The 16,429-nt window shown below is 40.5% G+C and carries 20 protein-coding genes; 7 read left to right on the forward strand and 13 right to left on the reverse strand.

Translation table 11 applies throughout. The features are described 5' to 3' along the window. Positions 1 to 120 precede the first annotated feature (120 nt). The 4 genes from DDE80_RS15420 to DDE80_RS09535 form a co-directional block, all read right to left on the reverse strand. Positions 121 to 309, reverse strand: coding sequence for a restriction endonuclease subunit S (locus DDE80_RS15420; RefSeq protein WP_161952308.1), 189 nt, complete (start codon positions 307 to 309; stop codon positions 121 to 123). Then, positions 302 to 2,089: a type I restriction-modification system subunit M gene (locus tag DDE80_RS09525; RefSeq protein ID WP_108307428.1), complete on the reverse strand. Its 1,788-nt coding sequence runs from the start codon at positions 2,087 to 2,089 to the stop codon at positions 302 to 304. Before DDE80_RS09525 ends, DDE80_RS15420 begins: the two co-directional genes overlap by 8 nt. An 11-nt stretch (positions 2,090 to 2,100) precedes the next feature. Further along, positions 2,101 to 2,301, reverse strand: a complete 201-nt coding sequence (locus tag DDE80_RS09530; protein WP_108307429.1) for a helix-turn-helix domain-containing protein — start codon at positions 2,299 to 2,301, stop codon at positions 2,101 to 2,103. A gap of 256 nt (positions 2,302 to 2,557) precedes the next feature. Next, the gene (locus tag DDE80_RS09535) at positions 2,558 to 3,991 is read right to left on the reverse strand and encodes a DHA2 family efflux MFS transporter permease subunit (protein WP_108307430.1); all 1,434 of its coding nucleotides are present in this window, start codon (positions 3,989 to 3,991) and stop codon (positions 2,558 to 2,560) included. Between the two features lie 131 nt (positions 3,992 to 4,122). On the opposite strand from DDE80_RS09535, the gene DDE80_RS09540 reads away from it, so the two are divergent. Continuing rightward, positions 4,123 to 5,214 (forward strand): DUF418 domain-containing protein, encoded by a 1,092-nt coding sequence (locus tag DDE80_RS09540; RefSeq protein ID WP_108307431.1) that lies wholly within the window; start codon positions 4,123 to 4,125, stop codon positions 5,212 to 5,214. A 3-nt stretch (positions 5,215 to 5,217) separates the two neighbouring features. Next, positions 5,218 to 5,415, forward strand: a complete 198-nt coding sequence (locus DDE80_RS09545) for a hypothetical protein (protein WP_108307432.1) — start codon at positions 5,218 to 5,220, stop codon at positions 5,413 to 5,415. A gap of 19 nt (positions 5,416 to 5,434) precedes the next feature. Here DDE80_RS09545 and DDE80_RS09550 read toward each other — a convergent pair whose 3' ends face one another. Both DDE80_RS09550 and DDE80_RS09555 read right to left on the reverse strand, forming a co-directional pair. After that, positions 5,435 to 5,866, reverse strand: coding sequence for a DUF2691 family protein (locus tag DDE80_RS09550; RefSeq protein WP_161952309.1), 432 nt, complete (start codon positions 5,864 to 5,866; stop codon positions 5,435 to 5,437). 150 nt (positions 5,867 to 6,016) lie between these two features. Beyond that, a complete protein-coding gene (locus tag DDE80_RS09555; protein ID WP_108307434.1) occupies positions 6,017 to 7,186 on the reverse strand; it encodes an aminotransferase class I/II-fold pyridoxal phosphate-dependent enzyme in 1,170 nt (389 codons plus the stop codon). A 158-nt stretch (positions 7,187 to 7,344) separates the two neighbouring features. Here DDE80_RS09555 and DDE80_RS09560 point away from each other — a divergent pair, with 158 nt between their 5' ends. Then, the gene (locus DDE80_RS09560; RefSeq protein ID WP_108307435.1) at positions 7,345 to 7,842 is read left to right on the forward strand and encodes an RNA polymerase sigma factor; all 498 of its coding nucleotides are present in this window, start codon (positions 7,345 to 7,347) and stop codon (positions 7,840 to 7,842) included. Then, complete coding sequence (rsiV, locus tag DDE80_RS09565; protein WP_161952310.1) at positions 7,826 to 8,650, forward strand: anti-sigma-V factor RsiV; 825 nt, start codon at positions 7,826 to 7,828, stop codon at positions 8,648 to 8,650. Before DDE80_RS09560 ends, rsiV begins: the two co-directional genes overlap by 17 nt. Positions 8,651 to 8,679: 29 nt before the next feature. On the opposite strand, the gene DDE80_RS09570 is transcribed toward rsiV, so the two are convergent. Both DDE80_RS09570 and DDE80_RS09575 read right to left on the reverse strand, forming a co-directional pair. Then, entirely contained in the window at positions 8,680 to 8,895 is a 216-nt protein-coding gene (locus DDE80_RS09570) for a DUF2922 domain-containing protein (RefSeq protein WP_108307437.1), read from the reverse strand. A 15-nt stretch (positions 8,896 to 8,910) separates the two neighbouring features. Continuing rightward, positions 8,911 to 9,129: a DUF1659 domain-containing protein gene (locus DDE80_RS09575; RefSeq protein ID WP_108307438.1), complete on the reverse strand. Its 219-nt coding sequence runs from the start codon at positions 9,127 to 9,129 to the stop codon at positions 8,911 to 8,913. Positions 9,130 to 9,233: 104 nt separating this feature from the next. Here DDE80_RS09575 and DDE80_RS09580 point away from each other — a divergent pair, with 104 nt between their 5' ends. The 3 genes from DDE80_RS09580 to DDE80_RS09590 all read left to right on the forward strand — a co-directional run bounded on the left by DDE80_RS09580 (position 9,234) and on the right by DDE80_RS09590 (position 11,479). Continuing rightward, positions 9,234 to 9,500 carry a DUF418 domain-containing protein gene (locus DDE80_RS09580; RefSeq protein WP_108307439.1) on the forward strand — a complete coding sequence of 89 codons (267 nt, stop codon included), beginning with the start codon at positions 9,234 to 9,236 and terminating at the stop codon, positions 9,498 to 9,500. A gap of 131 nt (positions 9,501 to 9,631) precedes the next feature. Beyond that, positions 9,632 to 10,894, forward strand: a complete 1,263-nt coding sequence (locus tag DDE80_RS09585; protein ID WP_108307440.1) for an RNA-guided endonuclease InsQ/TnpB family protein — start codon at positions 9,632 to 9,634, stop codon at positions 10,892 to 10,894. Between the two features lie 84 nt (positions 10,895 to 10,978). After that, on the forward strand, positions 10,979 to 11,479 hold the full coding sequence (locus DDE80_RS09590) for a DUF418 domain-containing protein (protein ID WP_161952311.1): 501 nt from the start codon (positions 10,979 to 10,981) through the stop codon (positions 11,477 to 11,479). Between the two features lie 283 nt (positions 11,480 to 11,762). On the opposite strand, the gene DDE80_RS15145 is transcribed toward DDE80_RS09590, so the two are convergent. The 5 genes from DDE80_RS15145 to DDE80_RS09610 form a co-directional block, all read right to left on the reverse strand. Further along, positions 11,763 to 11,906, reverse strand: coding sequence for a hypothetical protein (locus DDE80_RS15145; protein WP_161952312.1), 144 nt, complete (start codon positions 11,904 to 11,906; stop codon positions 11,763 to 11,765). Positions 11,907 to 12,151: 245 nt separating this feature from the next. Next, entirely contained in the window at positions 12,152 to 13,075 is a 924-nt protein-coding gene (locus DDE80_RS09595; protein ID WP_108307442.1) for a coiled-coil domain-containing protein, read from the reverse strand. Next, positions 13,072 to 13,407: a hypothetical protein gene (locus DDE80_RS09600; RefSeq protein ID WP_108307443.1), complete on the reverse strand. Its 336-nt coding sequence runs from the start codon at positions 13,405 to 13,407 to the stop codon at positions 13,072 to 13,074. The genes DDE80_RS09595 and DDE80_RS09600 overlap by 4 nt, the downstream gene beginning before the upstream one ends. Next, the gene (locus tag DDE80_RS09605) at positions 13,383 to 14,168 is read right to left on the reverse strand and encodes a hypothetical protein (RefSeq protein ID WP_108307444.1); all 786 of its coding nucleotides are present in this window, start codon (positions 14,166 to 14,168) and stop codon (positions 13,383 to 13,385) included. Before DDE80_RS09605 ends, DDE80_RS09600 begins: the two co-directional genes overlap by 25 nt. Beyond that, positions 14,161 to 16,425: a dynamin family protein gene (locus DDE80_RS09610; protein ID WP_108307445.1), complete on the reverse strand. Its 2,265-nt coding sequence runs from the start codon at positions 16,423 to 16,425 to the stop codon at positions 14,161 to 14,163. The genes DDE80_RS09605 and DDE80_RS09610 overlap by 8 nt, the downstream gene beginning before the upstream one ends. Positions 16,426 to 16,429: the final 4 nt, after the last annotated feature.

The raw sequence follows: 16,429 nt of genomic DNA on the forward strand, positions 1-16,429 counted from the left end.
GCACATGTCACAAGTTATAGTAAAAAAATGGATGATTACTACCTCTGTTCAAGTGTCTTTGTTTTTCTTCTGAAGTGAAAAATAAATAAAACAGAAAATTCTGTTAAAATTCATGCGACACTATTGACCTAATTTATTTATGTCACTGTTCTTGTAAAATGGATAATCACCCTCTTTTTCTCCTTGTAAGTTTTCTGGAAATCCATTTCCATTCACAATTCGAAACATATATTTTACTTTTTTTACTTCCCAATCCTCAGGTATCTCCCCTATCCATTCAATTCCACTGTCTTTCATTTTCCTAGTCAACGTTCTCCACATCCTTCCCTGATAGTGCTTGGAAGTTTGCGACAATTGATTCCTCTAATTTTTTGATGCGTTCAGCAATGACTTCTGATGGTTCTGGTGCTGTGTACTTATAGAAAAGTCGCGTAAAGGGAATTTCGTAGCCAATTTTGTCTTTTGAGCGATCCATCCAGGCATCTGGGTTGAATGGTAAAACTTCTCTCTCAAAATACGCATCTATATCTTCTTTTAAAGGAATGTCTTCTGTGTCACGTAATTTCGCATCAGGTTTTGGGTCACCGTTCTTTTTACGGTCGATTTCTCCATTTTCATCTTTCAACGGACTTTCGACAGTGACACGTGTAAAACCAAATTCTTTATTATCAAAAACTTTCGATTCCACGACACGTTCATCTAAGTAATATTCATCATTCGTAAACTCTCCGTAAGCTTTGACAATCATGTCACGACATTCTTCCGAAATATCAACACGCTTTTCACCAATGTTCTTTCTACGCTTTTCAAACATTTTTGATGCATCAATGAGCTGCACTTTTCCTTGACGTTCTTGAGATTTATTTTTCGTGATAATCCATATGTATGTTGAAATACCTGTGTTATAAAATAAATCATTTGGCAGTTGAACAATCGCTTCCAACCAATCATTTTCAATCACATACTGGCGGATTAAACTTTCACCTGCTCCTGGATTACCAGAAAACAATGCCGATCCGTTATGAATAATTGCCATTCGTCCAGTCTCTTTTAACTTTGAAATCCCGTTTAACTGAAACAATAATTGCCCATCACTGATTCTTGGTAGTCCAACCCCAAATCGCCCATTTTCACCAAGTTCATGTTCAGCCTTTACAGCATTTTGGTCACCCTTCCAATCAATCCCAAATGGCGGGTTAGAAATACAGTAGTCAAAAGTATAGCCTTCAAAGCCATCCTTGGATAAGGTGCTGCCTAATGCCATATTGTCTGGATTTCCTCCACGAATCATCGTATCTGCCTTGGCGATTGCGTATGTTTCAGGGTTTAATTCTTGACCAAAGGTTGCAACTTCTGCACTTTCATTCATCTCATGAATTCGTTCTGTCATGGCTGACAACATTTGTGATGTACCCATCGTTTGGTCATATACCGTCTTCACCACATCTTTGCCTGTTAAAGTATCCTGATCTTCAACTAAGAGTAAATCTGTCATTAAATAAATAATATCCCTGCTTGTAAAGTGTGCCCCAGCTTCCTCGTTATAACTTTCTGAGAATTTTCTTACAAGTTCTTCAAAGACATAACCCATATCCGTACTCGTCATTTTATCTGGTCCTAGAGCAACTTCTTTTTTACTAAATTCTTGAATGACATAAAAAAGACGATCATTTTCTGCTAAATTACTAATCTCTATATCGAATTTAAAGTTAGCTAGAATATCTTGCATATTTTCTGAAAAGCCATTTAAATAGGCTCTAAAGTTTGTTTCAATATTTGCTGGGTCTGCAAGTAATGTTTCAAATGTATAAAGGTTTGTGTTGTAGAAAGAATAGCCAGATGCTTTTGTTAGCATTCTGTTACGCATCGTTTCATTCATATTTTCTGTTTTCTTTGCGACATTTAATACAGCATCACGAGTGGGTTTTAATGTATCATGCAATCGTTTGATCACTGTCATCGGTAAAATAACTTTACCGTACTCATGTGGTTTATAAAGCCCCCGTAAAATATCCGCAACACTCCAAATTAAGTTTGCTTGTCTTTGTACATTAATTGATGTTTGTAAGTTTCGATTAAATTCATTCATTTTGTTCGCTCCTATTTCTCAAATTCTAAAATATCATGGACACGACAATTCAAAGTCCTGCATATCTTTTCAATACTCTCAAGTGAAATGTATTCATTCCTTCTCATTCGTGTCGTAATATTTCCCGAAAAACCTGCTTGCTTTTCTAATTCTCTTGTTGTCATATTTCGTTCGTCTAATAAGTGAAATAATTTTTCATAACTTACACCCATTTCACTTCCTCCTTATCTTGAACGACTTCTTTCTACCTATCTATCATCATATCACGAAGACGTGAAGTGGTCACTTGAAACTATAAATATTCGTAAGCGTCAAATAGCCCTGAGGAAAGCGTCCACCTGAAGTGGAAATCAACGGTGTTAGAAGGCAAGGCAAAAGGCATAGCCGTGAAACTCACGACTATGCCAATTTTTAAAAAACCTATTCATCACTATCAGCCCCACACTAATGCCTGCTTTCATGGTGTAGTTAAGCTACTTTCCTACTTCCGACAAAAAATGATAAGACAAGTGCCAGTAACGCAAATAAAAAGGCTGCGCTAAACACCGTACCGACACCATTCGCAATCGTCGTTTGGATAAAACTCACTTCACTTTGGCTAAACCCTGACTTGATAAAGCCGCCGTTTAACTGCACATCGCCCTTACCAAGCGTTAGTAATACAACCGTAATCAAGTTAAACAACATACCATAAATCGCTGCTGCCATTGCCTGACTAAATGTATTGGTAAAAGAGTTTAAGCCAATCGAAATACCAAGCTGCTTAGGATCTGCCACCTTTTGAATGGAAATCATCAACATTGGCATAATTAAGCCCATACCCATCCCGACAATTGACGAGCCTACATAAACCGCCATATCGCCTGAATCCGCTGTTAAACGCGCAAGTAAAAATGTGCCAATCACTAAAAATATCGTACCTACTTGAATAATGCGCTGACTCGTTAAACGCCCCAGCAAATTACCTGCCATAATGGAGTTAACCGTCCACAGTACCGACAACGGCGCAAGCATTAACCCAGCCTGCGTCGCATTTTTGCCAAGCACACTTTGCGCAAAAATCGGCACATAGGCTGTAATACCAATCACAATGGCCATACTGCTCAGCGTAATGCCATTAATAATCATTAAGCGCCCATTTTTAAATAAGCCAAGCGGGATAATTGGTTCTTCTGCACGCAATTCTACCACTACAAAAATCGCTAAAATTACAAGCGCCACAGCTGCCGTAGCTAAGGTTTGCGGCGACGTCCACGCTTGCGTTTTACTATTGTCAATAATGACATAAAGTAGCGCAATCATGCCGACCGAAAAAAGTAGCGCGCCCGCATAATCAATTTTGCGCTTCACTACTGTAATTTGTTCTTCATAATGTTTGGCAATCAAATAAATTGAGCCTAAACCAAACGGCACATTAATAAAGAAAATATAATGCCACGAAATCACGTCAACAATAAAGCCACCAATTAGCGGCCCAAGCACACCTGCAACGCCCCACACCATGCTGAGGTAACCTTGCCCTTTGGCACGCTTTTTCTCGTCAGGAAATAACTCGCCGACAATCGTTAGCGTAATCGGCAAAATCGAGCCTGCCCCAATCCCTTGAATGGCACGGAACACAATTAACTGCTCCATGGATTGCGCGAGCCCACAAAGTGCCGAGCCCACAATAAAAATACTAATGCCTATAATAATCATGCGCTTACGACCAAAAATATCCGCAAGTTTACCAAAAATAATCGCCGCAATCGCCGACGTCAGTAAATACGCTGAGTAAATCCAGCTAATGAGCGCAACGCCCGATAAATCCGCTGTAATACTCGGTATTGCCGTCGCAATGATCGTACCTTCGATTGCTGCAAGCGCGGTTGCCAGTAACACCGCAATAAAAACTTTATTCATACCTTCACCTCTTCAATCATTCACACTACCAACACTTTACCCAATTAGAAAGCTTTTTTTACCGAATTGGACAAATTTCATACGCACAAGACGTTTTACGCTTTAAAAAAGTTGTTTCTAAAGTTTTTTTAATGCTTGATGTTGTGCGAGGGTTAGCGATTATCGGTACGCTTGGCACAAATATATGGGTTTTTGGTGGTATGGGCTTTAGTGACGAGCCCTCAAAGTTAGATGATTGGATTAATGCGATCAGCAACTTTTTAACAAATGGTAAGTTTTTAGGGTTACTGACGATTTTATTTGGGGTGGGTATGCAGCTCAAATACCAAAGTTATATGAGGCGTGAATTGCCATGGCAGCGTATGTATTTATGGGCCATGTTGCTGTTATTGCTCGATGGTTACATTCACTTTGTGCTCGTCTTTGAGTTTGATGTGTTAATGAGTTATGCCGTATCAGGCATGATTGTAGCACTGGTCATTACGCGCAGTGAGCGTTTTATGGCAATCGTGATGGCTGTTGCTGGTATTATCCACTTAGTATCACAAATCCAATACAGCCTGCCGTTTATCGGGACGGAGCGTTTTAGCGAAGAAGATATGCCGCTTGACGAACGCTATTTTGATGAAGAATTTATGGCAATGGGCGCAACATGGCTTGAGCAAGTGCAGTACCGCTTCCTCAACTTTTGGGACTTACGCGGCGAAGCTATTATGATTTTGCCGATGAATGTCTTTTTATTTTTACTTGGCGTATTTTTAGTGCGTAAGGGTGTTTTTCAATCTAAAAAACTGCAAAATCGTTTATTGCTTTTTGGTTTAGGTGTCGGCATACCGCTTAACCTTGCCCCTAACTTCATTGAAAGTTTAAGCGGTTATGATTGCTACGTTTTTGCACCTGTTTTGTCACTTGGTTATATCGGTATTATTTTTATGCTAGACCGCTACGAAATTTTCCCGCGCTTGCAAAAATATATGGGCAATATCGGTAAAATGGCACTTAGTTGTTACGTCATGCAAAATGTTGTAGCTTCGATTATTTTTTACGAATGGGGCTTTAATTTAGCCGCACACACAAATAGCGTCATTACGCTTGCGATGTGGGGTATAATTACAGTATTCATGGCGGTATTTTCTACCCTATGGCTTAAATTTTTCGGACAAGGTCCGTTCGAGTCTACTTGGCGAAAATTATCACTCGCCCCGTTTAAAGGGAGGTTATAACACTTGCAAATCAAACCTATGCTTGCCTTTTTTGTAACAACCATCGCACTTTATGCGATTGGCACAGCCATTGACTCTAATTTTTTTGGGCTGCGCCTTGATTTTGATAGTGCGGGCAGTTTCTTTGCCGAAATTAGTTTTCTTCCTATTATAATAGGCGCACTTGCCGCACTGATCGTCCACAAAAAAAGTAGCCCTTAGCGGCTACTTTTTTGTTTCATTATAATTCAAGCGTATAACGGGCATCTTCTTCTAACCATACCCCGCCATAATGCTGTTGTATGGCTTGCAGTAGCGCCGCATCTTTAGCATAAAGCGTAACATCGGTTACATCAATAATGAGCAGTACCCATTGTGCTGCACTTTGCCAAAATGCTTCATAAGTTGGCTGTATGCAAACATCCTGTTGGCGCATATAGCTTTGTGCGCTAAAAAATATCGGATACGTCGTTTGATTCGTTAGCGCTAGCAACTGCTGACCTGTTAGCTCGCTAACATTACCTAGCAGTGGCTCAAGCTCACCCGCTACTACTTTGTATGTTTCGCCTGGCTGAATGGCCAAAACATATTGCGCTGTATTTAATCGAACAAGTAGCTCATGCCAATGCTTGCCGTGCTCGTTGGGGAGCTGAAAGGTAATACCATGGACCATATCCCCGCCTCCTTTTAGCGCATTCCGGGTTAGACCAGTTGTTTCGACTTTAGTTTTATCCAGTCTCAAGCAACTTAACCCTCGTGTCGCTTCAATCTCGCACAAGCGGAAAACCAACGCTTCTTTGCGTGATTTCCAGCGCATTTCGGGTTAAACCAGTTGTTTCGACTTTAATTTTATAAATTTCTCCATGCGGTCTAGGCCTTCTTTTAGCACGTCCATGCTGTAGGCGTACGAGATGCGCATATAGCCTTCGCCGTACTTGGTGAAGGCGCTACCAGGTACTACAGCGACGCCCGCTTCGTCTAGCATCTCAAACGCAAATTGCTCCGAGCTCGTAAAGCCTTGTGGGATTTTAGGGAAAATGTAAAACGCACCGTTTGGTTTAATGACCTCAAGCCCCATATCCACAAGGCGGTCATACACATAATCACGGCGCTCAATATAAGCGGCATTCATCATATCGCTATCATTGCGTCCGTGGCGCAGCGCCTCAATTGCCGCATATTGGCTAATCGTTGTGGCACAAACGACATTAAACATGTGCACCTTTTGAAACTCGAGCGTTAACCAAGCAGGTGCTAATAAAAAGCCAACGCGCCAGCCCGTCATTGAGTGCGATTTCGACAAGCCATGCACCACAATCGTGCGGTCACGCATCGTACCGTACGCCGCCATTGACGCGTGCGTGCCACCGAAAACATTTTCTGAATAAATTTCGTCTGTAATTACAAAGAAGTCCTGTGTTTCGGCCCATGCCGCAAGTTCTGCAATTTCTTCAGGCGAATAGGTTACACCAGTAGGGTTAGAGGGGTAGTTAAATAATACCGCCTTCGTTTTATCCGTTACGGCTGCCGCTAACGCCTCGACCGTTGCTTTAAAGCCCGTTTTACTCGTATCCACAAAGACAGGTACACCGCCCGCTAATTGAATTAACGGCTCGTATGCCACGTAGATCGGTGCAGGTAAAATCACCTCATCGCCTGGTTCTAAAATCGTACGGAATGTGACGTCAATCGCTTCACTCGCGCCCGTTGTAATTAAAATTTCATCGCTTGGGTTATAGTGCACATTATATTTTTCGCGGAAAAACGCCGCTACTTCTTCGCGTAGCTCAGGAAGACCTGGATTTGACGTATACGCCGTATGGTTATTTTTGATTGCTTCAATGCCTGCCGCTTTAATATGTTCAGGCGTATCAAAATCAGGCTGCCCGATTGTTAAATTAATCGCCCCTGGTGTTTGTAGTGTGCGGTTAAAAATTTTGCGAATGCCTGAAGGTTCTTGTTGTTCGATAAGTGGGTTAATTGTTCTTGCCATAATAAAGGACTCCTTACGTAAAATAATTTTCTACCTAGTGTATCACACCTATACGCTAATTTTCAGACTTTTTTAATAATTAAGCAATAATGTGTGCATTACAACTTTTTCTTGCACATCTCCGTCTAATTTTCAGTTAACGAAAGGGCTTGTTTGTCATGACAACTAGTGAAAAAATAAAAAAATTAGAACACTATATTTTAACACACCAAGGCGCACATTACCGCCTCGCTTTTAGCTATGTAAAAAATGAGCAAAATGCGCTCGACATCGTGCAAGATGCCATCGTCAAAGCGCTAAAATCGATTAACCGCCTACAAGAGATCGACTACTTGCATACGTGGTTTTATCGCATTCTCATGAACACAGCTATTGATTTTATTCGCAAGCATAAAAAAATTACGCTTGTCGAAGATTTTCCACTTGAACAAGACAAGCCCGTCAACGCCGATTTACACATGGATCTGTTTAAGGCACTCGAAACCTTAACGATTGAACAAAAAACCTTAATTGTTTTGCGTTTCTTTGAAGATATGAAAATCCAAGATATCGCACGTGTGCTCGACGAAAACATCAATACCGTCAAAGCGCGTTTATACACCACACTAAAAAAACTGCGCATTGAATTGGAGGAATATGATGACGAACTTAAATGAACTTAAAAAACAATACGAAAACATCCCAATACCTGACGAATTACAAGCTACTGTGCTCGAAACTTTGCGTCCGAAGCGCAAGCGTTACGTGCGCTACTTAGGGCTGTCAGCTGTAGCTGCCGCAAGCATTTTTGTCGGCTCGTTTACGATGAGCCCCTCTTTAGCGGACTCGCTAACTAAAGTGCCGCTCGTGTCGAACATCGTCAACGTCTTTTCTGTAACGGACATTCAGCGTGAAGACGAGCATCTCGAAGTGGCCATGAACCGCGCTGTCATTGAAGATGTGGCACATAAAGATTTTGAGGACGTATTAAATAAGAAGTATAAAGAGGAAAATAAAGTGTTATTTGATAAAATGACACCTACGATTGAAGAAGGTGGACGCTTTAGCTTGCAGCGTGACGTCAGCGTCATTACCGACTCACCGAATGTCATCGCCATTCAGCGCATGACCACAATTACGCAAGCATCGGCGGCACAGTCGATTGCCATTGACAATATCGACCCGATTAATGAATGGGTCATCACCTTGCCGAGCCTTTTTAAAGATGAGCGCTACATTCGCGTCATTTCGGATTATATCGCTAGCCAAATTCAACAAGCGGGCCCTGATGCGATGTACTTTACCGATCAAGACGGCTTTACAGAAATTAACGCCCATCAAACGTTTGCGATTACCGACGACGGCAAACTCGTCATTTATTTTGATGAGTACGAAGTGGCGGCAGGTGCAGCAGGCATCGTTAAATTTATTATCCCAACCGAAGTACTACAACCTATTTTGGCAAGTGATTATTATATCCACTAAAAAAAGCAGAGGCGCGTGGCCTCTGCTTTTTAATTGACGGTAAATGGGGTAACGTTACGTTCTACGAGCTGTGCGCCTTTAATGCCGACATACGGCCCATCCGCATCTGAAAATACGCTTGTCGCAAGTAAGCCGTTCATCGCTTGTTGCACGTCTTCATCCGTTAGCGCCGCTTTCGGATTTGTAACAGAGACGCTCGCGACTTTTTGTTTCGCTGTAACGAACTGCAACTGTAATGTTTTCATGTAGCTTCCCTCCTATTAGTTTGAAATCATTTCTGTCGTCACTTTAGTGACCATCTGAATGTCATTTGCGGCTAATTTGCCTAACTGCTCAGCAGCTGTGTACAGCGCTTCTGCAGTAGCCGCAGGGTTGATTTTCGTGTAGCTCGCCGTTTTAATGATTGGCTTTTCGTTTTCATCTACACCGTAATCATACGCGATACGTAAAGCGGTTGCGGTAACGATTGTTTGTGCCATCCTTATCCCCCCTTTCACTATTCAATACGTAAAAAAGTGAAAAAAAGCGACAAAAACGCAACTTTTTTTACGCGCATTGCGTACTACACTTTGGAGGTTTTATCATGAAACAACGTTTTATTACCCTCGATATTATTCGAGGCATTGCCTTATTTGGCATTTTGCTTATTAATATCCCCGCCTATGTAACGGTAACCGAAAGCAATTTACTGCCTTCTATGAGCGCAGGCACGACGATTGACCTTTTCATTACCGTCCTAGTCGAAAAGAAATTTTACGCGATGTTTTCCTTTTTATTTGGGGTTGGCTTTTATATTTTTGCGACGAACGCCGAACAAAAAGGCAAAAAGCCGCTGCGATTATATATTTAACGAGCGAGAAAACCCACTGCTTTAGCTGTGGGATGATAGCGAGTATCGAGCAAATTGTTCTTGTTCGATACTTTTTCTTTTCTTTTTCATAGTTTTGCTATATAATATTCATATAGCAAGGAGGTGAGAAGATGAATAAAACATTTAAAACACAGGTTAACCGTATTAAAGGCTTAACAAAACAAGAGTATCAAGTATTACGAGAACTTTGTGGTATTAGTAAAAACTTGTACAATGTCGGTTTGTATAATGTCAGACAGCATTACTTCAATGAAAATTCGTTTCTAACGTATGAAGCTAACTACCATGTCGCTAAACATAATGAAAACTACAAAATGCTACAAGCTGGTGTTTCTCAACAAATTTTAAAAGTCGTAGACCGTAGCTTTAAATCTTTTTTTAATTTAAGAAAAAAGGCAAAACATGGCGAATACCGCTTTCAAGATGTAAAAATACCCAAATATTTAGCAAAAGACGGACTATTTCCTTTAATTTTGAGCACAAACGCTATTCGTGTTAAAGGTGGTTATTTTTATATCCCACTTTCAAATGCCTACAAAAAGAAAAATGAATTAAAAGAAGTTAAGGTAAAATTCCCGCCGCAATTAGTAGGGAAAACCTTGAAAGAAGTACGCATTATTCCGAAAGCTAAAGGTAAACGTTTTGATATTCAATATGTTTACGAACAACCATTTGAAACGGTACCGCTGGACAAAGAAAAAGCGATGAGTATTGATATTGGCTTAAACAATCTTGCTACTTGCGTCACAAGTGATGGGCTATCGTATTTATACGATGGAAAACCTTTAAAATCAATCAACCATTACTACAATAAGCAAAAGGCAAAATACCAATCAATCGCCATGAAGCAAGGCATGAAGTACACAAATAGATTAGCGAATATGGATATAAAGCGTAATAATCGTGTGAAAGATTACATGAGAAAAGTTGCTCGTTCAATTGTTGAACTATGTAAAGAACAACAAATTGGAATACTTGTCATTGGCTATAACAAAGACTTTAAACGAGGAATGAATTTGGGAAAGAAGAACAACCAGCAATTCACACAAATTCCATTCGGCTCATTACGTGAATATTTGTATAATCTGTGCGAGCATTATGGAATTGATTACGTAGAACAAGAAGAAAGCTATACGAGTAAGGCAAGTTTCTTCGATAACGATAAAATACCAGTGTGGACAGCAGAAAAAGAAGTCGTTCAATTTTCAGGAAAACGTGTACGTAGAGGGTTATACCGAACAGCTACAGGTATTTTAGTCAATGCCGACATAAATGGCGCGTTAAATATTTTACGCAAAAGTAACTTGATAGATACACGTATCTTACAAGGTATAGGGTGCTTGGCTCACCCTCAAAGAGTTCGGATTGAATAATTCGAACTTTAGGATAAGGGTTCGTTTTGAATCAAACTCCTTTGGAATCCCACTCCTTTAGGGGTGGGAGAAGTCAATGTACTATTGTTTTTAACGGGGCTATGGTTCGCCAAAAAACAATATTTGCATAATACTTTACAGACGCAACAATTTTTACGACGCGTGCTCTTACTCACGCTACCTATCACCGTAGCAGGTGGTGCACTCATCGGCATTACGTACGGTAACGACGTAGCCTTTACCATGTATGCGGTCGGTGCATTCGCCCCTATCATGACCGCTACCTACCTCGCCGCCTTATTTTTAATCTTCCAGCAACCTACAGCGGTAGCCGCGGCAACACCGATCGCGCGCGTAGGACAGATGGCGTTCACTAACTACCTGATGCAAAATGTACTCGGCGTAGCGCTACTCGCCCTCTTTGGCATTACAGTCGTCACACCGACCGAAGTGCTATGGCTAGCCCCATTAATTTATGGGATTGAAATGCTGTGGAGCTGGCTCTACTTTAAACGTTTCCGCATGGGGCCGTTTGAATGGCTATGGCGTAAATGTACGTATGGACGCGGCTTTACCTTAACCTAACTAAAAACCAGGAAACCCTAAATGGATTTCCTGGTTTTTTTGGTATTGTCATTTTGTGTGCTAGGTATATGAGTGAGCTACTCACCACTTAGCTAAACCTAATAGTTAATAATGATTGAAGTGGGCGCTTCTTGGGAATGGTATTTCGTATCAATGTGGATTTTGAAAAATTCATTCACAGCTGCAACACCTTAAAAGGATACTATAAGAATGTGAGTTACTGGCTCTACGGTTTGGGTTTTAATGAATATAACTAATAAAAAAGCTAAGAAGATTAATTCGTCTAATGCTTGCGCCGTACCTTCTTCTGAACGAATAATGCCACATCATCATAGCGTGATTCGCGGAACGGTTTACCATTGTCGCGTGTTTCTACCATCGCTAAGTGGTCGGTATTCGCGTCGATTAAGTCTGCGGTTTCTAGCATTTTTTGCTACGCTCCCCAAGACCTGTATCGCGCCATTTTAGTTGTGTTGCTGTTGCTGCAACGACTGCCGCGTCTACAAATGTAGCAAGTACTTCACCTATGCTTCTCGCTTTCTCTCACATATTCAAAATTGCTGATCATGTGAAAAATGTACTTTTCAATTTTCTAAATTATTTTTAGCTATCAGAAATTTCAACCAAAACTATCAAAAAAGCCGCCCTTAACGGACGACTTTTGTAAAAATACTATACTAATTGCTTTAAAATATCTTCTTGCATTTGTAATGCTTGCTGGCGCTCCTCCATTTTAGAGCTTGTAATCTCCTGAATGTTGGCTTCTAAATATAAACTGCTCTTCTCTAAACTTTCGACAACATCTGACGTTGCCTCCATTATTGGTAAGCACTCATCCACTAATACATCCGTTAACTGTTGTAATTTCTCTGTGTGATTTTCGATATTGTCACTATACTGCCCTAGTACTTCTTCAATTGCTTCTAGTTGGTCTTCAATCGTAGCGGTCACCTGTTTTGTTTGCTCTTCTTGACTGTCAGCTAACTCCTCAATAGTTTTAGTAATACCTTTACATGCACTTCGTATTAATAAGATGTTTTCAACAAGCTTGGCTGTATCGTCGCGATGAAGTTGTTGTGTTTGCTCTTGCTGTGTTGTCACTGTTGTTAAGTACTCCGCCACTGTTTTGCTAAACTGTGCCGTCTGCTCATAGCTCGCTTTTTGTTGCTGTTGCATCTCCGCTAGTTGAACGAGTAGTTGCTCATGACGCTTAGCTTCAGCTGCTTGTGAAACCGTTAGCTGTTGCAGTAATGTTGCTACACGTTGCTCCTGCTGTTTATCACTATTCACTGTGCCTTGTAATAGCGCTACAGCTTGTTGCTCTATAACTTCCTGTTGCTGTTGAAGTTTAGCAACTACTGCTGTTTCTTGTGCTTGCATTTGGTTTAATGCTAGTTGTTGAGTGGCATTTTGTGCTGTTAGCGCTTGTTGTTGTTCTTGTTGACGCATAGCGCCTTGACTCCATAAGCTAACACCTACAGCAATTGCGGCTACAACACTTAGTACATAACCCATACTACCTTCGTTTAGAGGTGTTAATAATAATGCGCTTGCTAATAATGCGATAGGCCATGTAATACTTGGTAACTGTTTCATTGGGATTTCTCTCCTTTAGTAAAGGCTACATTTAATGCTTCAAATGCTGTAAGTAAACCTGTGTGTACGGTTTTATCATGGTATAACGCATTAAACATAGCTTGTTGTTTCTGCTGTTCGGCATTACGTGCTTTTTCTTGTCGTAGCTTGGCAATAAAAGTGCGTAGCATAAAGGTTCTTTCTTCAACAGGAAGATGGCGTAATGTCACGAGGTAATGCTCGATGCTAGTTGTGTGCTCAGCATAATGTGTAACACTGTAGTTTTTTACAGCGTACTCTACAGCTAAATACTGTACTTCAAGCTGTTTTAATTGGCTAATTGTTGAACCCATTGTTGCAACTCCTCTATTACAGAAGCAGGATGGCAATCCCCTTCATAATAATTTACCTTGTCACGCAATGTCTTAATACTACTAATAGTTGGCACTAACCACGTTGTCATCGCTGGGTTGTTGGTTAGCCAATAACGATTTAAGCTATCCGCTACAATCTGGTCAATGAGTTCTTGGTAAGCCGCTTGTGTTTGCCATTGCTCATTTTTAATTTCGATAATAAAACTATCTAATAAGGTAATTGGTTTTACTTGTTGCGTGCTGGCTGTTTTATGGATAGGTTGTAATAACGCATCAAAAGACCAATTGGGATGTAACATTGTATGGATATTTTGCAAACTAGCTGGCAACTTAATAGGCTCTGTACTTATAATGCTATGCACCACTTGCTTAGTAAATAGCTCACGCACCTGTGAGGGGATGCGCTTCTCAATACATAGCGTAACTGGTGTTTGAATGGTTGCCTCTTTTAGTTTGCTCAATGGAACGTACGTAAAAGTAACCCAATCTGTAATTGGGTTACTTTCTGTAGTTGTTTGGATATCTTCACTTGGTAGCTGTTCAAATAATCCTGTTATGGCATACACGACACTTGGCTCACCAACAATTGTCCACGCTAGTTTTTGATTTGCCGTAAATAACGTCTGTGGCTCACTTACCTTTGTTGGCCATGTGTTCCATAAAGATACTTCACTATCATCCTGACGCTGATAAGTTTCTTGTAAAAACCATGCAATTTCGTTTGTACATTGACTAAGCATATACTTCGTCCTCAATTAAGGTTTCGCAGTAAGCTAATGAAGCTTGTTTTTGTGCAAGTTGTTGCTGTGCAAGTTCTCCTTGTTGTTCACCAAGTGCTTTAACCTCATCTAATTGCTGTTGCCAGTGATTTAACTTTTCTTCGGATAAACGTGGGAAAGTTGTCGCAACTGCCTGTAAGGCACGGTCTAACTCCATATCAATCCATAATGTATATTGTTCTTGCTCTTTTGTTAGAATGCTCTGTACTTGTTGCGTAATTTCTTGCTGACGTTTTTCTGCGCGTAACTCCTCAATACGTTGCTTTTCTTTTTGTTCAAGCGCTGCAAGCTCCTGCTGTTGTTGCTGCTCTAATTGTGCCATTTTTTGGCGCGCTTTTTCCTGAGCCGCTGTTTGCGCTTGCGTTTGGCGCTCAATTTTTTTCAATGCTTGTAGTTTATCATTATATTTATTTTCTACTTCAGATTGGCGTGCATAAAAAGCATCGCGGTACGTAGCATCTTCCTCCATGTAAACACGGTCTTCACCATCAATTGCCTTACCAATATTTTTAGCGATTGTTTCAATTGGGCTTGTTACCGCATCTAACGTTTTAAGTCCTGTTACTACTGTGCTATCCTCACCGCCACCAGCTACTTTTTTAGCAACACCAACGGCTGTCTTTTCCATTATTTCTTGAGCTATTTTTTTACGTGAAGCATTAATAGCGGCTTTTGTTGCGGCTTTTGTTGTTGCTTTTGCAGCAGCTTTACCTGCTGCTGCCCCGCCTGCTGTAACAACGCTAAGTGCAGCTATAAGTGCAATATCACCTACCATACCCACTGCTTGCAAGGCCTTCGTTGCACCATTTGAACTTTTTTCAATGCGCTCAATCATACGTGGTGTATACTGTTCACCTAATTGATTTTGTAAAACATCCATTTCTTCTTGTAGTTGTGAGCGTTCTTCTGTATCAATTGTTTGATCAGCTAACCCGATGAGTTTTTGCTGACGTTCTTGATACATTTGTATTTTAGTCGCGCGCTCTTGCTCAAACATCATCATAATATCGCTCATGTCATAGTTCGTTACATTTAATTGATGCTGTTGCTGCTTCACTTCCGTTAGATTAAGTGTAATATGCTCACCTAATAATTGCTGTAAGCGTTGTCCTACAGCAGTTACAATACGTTGGCGTGTCGTTAATAATAAATGCTGTAATTCTAGGTTGATGGCATCTATTGGAAGAGAACTTGCTTTAGTGTCGGCTAAGTGGATAATCGCTCGTTCTAGATTAGTTAGCTCTGCTCGAATTAACGCTATTAAATCCATATGGTTGTCTTGTAATATGCGAGAAACCTGACTTACCTTTTTGTCTACTTTTTGTTGTAGTGCCGCACGCTCTAGCTCAATTTGTTGGTATTCATCTTCAATTTTTGTAGCATCTTCTGCAGTCGCTAACTCTAATAAATAAATTTCATTTAGCAAACGTTGCTTTACACCTTCTAACATTTTTGTAACAGCATGAGTAAAGCGCTGTTGTTTTAACTCTGTTGTTTTGCGGGCAATTGCCACGATACAATTGTCAATAAAGTCGTCTACCTGCTCACCAGTCTTGGCACTTACAGCGTACACTGGAAAGCGGCGCCCTAATTGATCTTCTAATTGTTGCGCTGTTTTTTCGCATAGCTCAGCTACTGTAACTCCCTCACTATGTTCAATACGGTCAATTTTATTAATCACAAAATAAATGTTTGGCTGATATAAAATAATTTGTTGGAGGTAAACAATATCCTCAAGTGTTAAGCCTTGCCATGGCATCACATAAATCGCCGCATCCGAATATAAAATTGCTTGCTTTGATGCTTCAATATGATGTTTAAATTTAGTATTTCGCCCAGGCGTATCAATAAATATCATATCATTTAACCAATTTGGTCCTGGCCATGTAATCGAGAGCTTATGGGCACTTGCCGCCTGCTCTCCTGCAACAAATACTTGCAGCTCCTCTTTCGAAATTTGACTTACCTCACCATTTTGCAATTGTTTTTCAATAAGTAAGGTATCACCATTTTTAATATAAGTGGGGATAGCTGTTGTTTCATTCGTATGCGTAGGTAATAAATCATCTGTTTGCAAAATACGGTTTAATAACGCTGACTTCCCTACGCTAAATGAGCCAAATAAACCAATAGCTACTTCTTTTTTTGCCGCCTGTTCTAGTAGCGCTGTTAACACTTCCTGCTCGGTTGGTTGCAAGTTTAACTTTGTCACATCCATCGTA

The sequence above is a fragment of the Metalysinibacillus jejuensis genome (assembly GCF_003057615.1).
Classification (GTDB): Bacteria; Bacillota; Bacilli; order Bacillales_A; family Planococcaceae; genus Metalysinibacillus; species Metalysinibacillus jejuensis.